The sequence below is a fragment of the Streptomyces sparsus genome (assembly GCF_054776295.1).
The window spans coordinates 1-980 of the sequence record NZ_BAAHCA010001345.1 but is presented as its reverse complement, the minus strand read 5'-3'; the positions used below and the strand labels follow the sequence as shown (position 1 = coordinate 980).

Here is a 980-nt window from a genome sequence, read left to right as displayed (position 1 = left end):
CGCCGCCGGCACGGTCGGCTCGGCGTGGGGCGTCGCCGCCGCGACCGTCTGCGCCTCGGCCGTGTGGTGGCTGCACCTGCGGTCCGCCCTGCGCGAGCACCACCCCGACCCCGTCAACGAAGAGAGGACGCCATGACCGCCGCTCCCCGGCTGAGCATCGGCCTGCCCGTGTACAACGGCGAGGAGTTCCTCGCCGAGGCCTTCGACGCGCTGCTCGGCCAGACGTACGAGGACTTCGAGCTGGTCGTCTCCGACAACGCCTCGACCGACGGGACGCAGGACATCTGCCGCCGGTACGCGGCCCGCGACTCGCGCATCCGGTACCTGCGGCTGCCCCGGAACATCGGCGCCGCGCCGAACCACAACCACGTGTTCACCGAGTGCCGCGGTGAGCTGTTCAAGTGGGCCTCCCACGACGACCTGTACGCCCGTGACCTGCTGCGGCGCTGCGTCGAGGCGCTGGACGAGCGACCGGAGGTGGTCCTCGCCCACAGCGGCCAGGCGGTCATCGACGGCGACGGCCGGGTGAAGGTCCCCTACGAGTACGGCCTCACCACCGACTCGCCGCACGCCCCCGAGCGCTTCCGCAGCCTGCTGTTCGAGCCCGGCGGCGACGACTTCTACGGCGTGATGCGGGCCGACGTGCTGCGCCGGGTGAAGCCGCACGACAGCTACCACCACGCGGACCGCACGTTCGTCGCCGAGATCACCCTGCACGGACCGTTCCACCAGGTACCGGAGCTGCTGTACTTCCGCCGCGACCACCCCACCCGCGCCGAGCGGGCCAACCCGGGCAAGCGCTCCCGGTGCGTCAACCTCGACCCGCGCCGGGCGGGCCTGCTGCACCCGACACCCCGGCTGCTCGCCGAGTACGTCTGGGGCTTCGTCGCCGCGATCCGCCGGGCGCCGCTGTCCCCGGCCGACCGGCGGGCCTGCTACCGCCACCTGGCCGCGTGGCTGACCAGCCGGGTCCGGCCGGG

General features: G+C 73.6%; 1 protein-coding gene. It reads left to right on the top strand.

What is annotated here, in order from left to right:
* Positions 1-132: 132 nt before the first annotated feature.
* A partial coding sequence (locus tag ACYVE9_RS28340) for a glycosyltransferase family 2 protein (protein WP_461030745.1) occupies positions 133-980 on the top strand: 848 nt, incomplete at its 3' end.